Annotated in this window: 2 protein-coding genes; both read left to right on the top strand. The window is 65.2% G+C overall.

Going from position 1 to position 1210, the window contains the following annotated elements; all coding sequences use genetic code 11:
• The coding region (locus tag AB4Y86_RS19210; protein ID WP_441403715.1) for a PKD domain-containing protein at positions 1–409 on the top strand (409 nt) is incomplete at its 5' end.
• A gap of 90 nt (positions 410–499) precedes the next feature.
• Positions 500–1210: oxidoreductase (locus tag AB4Y86_RS19215; RefSeq protein ID WP_441403716.1), on the top strand; the 711-nt coding region annotated here is incomplete at its 3' end.

Here is a 1210-nt window from a genome sequence, read left to right on the forward strand (position 1 = left end):
CTTTTATGCGGAGGCCGCCGAACAGCAATTCGACATCAAAATCCTGGCCCAGGATGTCCATGTCAGTGCCAAACCCGTCCAGTACACCTGGAACTTCGGTGACGGCACGTCCCTTGGTCCAACAACAACAGCCGGTGGGCCGCTGCCGCAGGACCGTTGGGGCGAAAAGACAGCCACCAGCCACGCCTACGGCCAGACCGGCGATTTTTCCGCGGCTTTGACCACCCATTTCCAGGGAACGTACTCCGTCAACGGCGGCCCGCCGCTGCCCATTCCGGGCCAAGGCCAATTCAGTTCCCCGCCCCAGACTGTCAGCGTCTGGCGGTCCATCACCCGCAATTACGCGGACGACTGCCTCAAGAATCCGCAGGGCCAAGGGTGCCCGGGCGCGCCGCAACCGACACGCTGACCGAGGCGTGATCCGAGTCTCAACCGGAATAGTTGCAGACGCAGCGAAGTTTCCGCCACTGGACACAATCCACTGTGAAAGGAACTGCGCATGCTGTTTTCCCCCCTGACCATCGGACAACTGGAAGCACCGAACCGACTCGTGATGGCGCCGCTGACCCGCCTCCGCTCTGGCCGGGAAGGCATCCCGGGACCGCTGGTAGTGGAGCATTACCGGCAGCGCGCCTCACTCGGCCTGATTGTCAGCGAAGGTACCTACCCCAGCCCCGCCGGACGCGGTTTCCCGGGCCAGCCCGGTCTGGTCACCGAAGAACAGCTCAAGGGCTGGGCCGACGTCACCGCCGCGGTGCACGCAGAGGGCGGCCGGATCTTCGCCCAAGTGATGCACGCAGGCCGCGTCACGCACGAGGACACCACAGGTGGCCACGAGGTTGTCGCCCCTAGCGCCATCGCCATCGACGGCGTGACCCGCACCTACGAGGGCAAGCAGGCGTTCCCCGTTCCGCGCGCCCTTACGACTGACGAGCTGCCCGGCATTCGCGAGGAGTTCGTGCAGGCCTCCCGCAACGCGATCGAAGCCGGGTTCGACGGCGTCGAACTTCACTCCGCGAACGGCTACCTGCTGCACGAGTTCTTGACGCCGGCTGCGAACCAGCGCGACGACAACTACGGCGGCTCGCCTGAAAACCGTGCGCGTTTCGTCATCGAAGTTGCCCAGGCTGTCGTCGACGCCATTGGTGCGGACCGCGTCGGCATTCGCATCTCGCCCGAGCACAACGTCCAGGGGGCCCTGGAGCTGGAC

This window comes from Arthrobacter sp. 2YAF22_2 (assembly GCF_052114645.1).
Classification (GTDB): Bacteria; Actinomycetota; Actinomycetes; order Actinomycetales; family Micrococcaceae; genus Arthrobacter.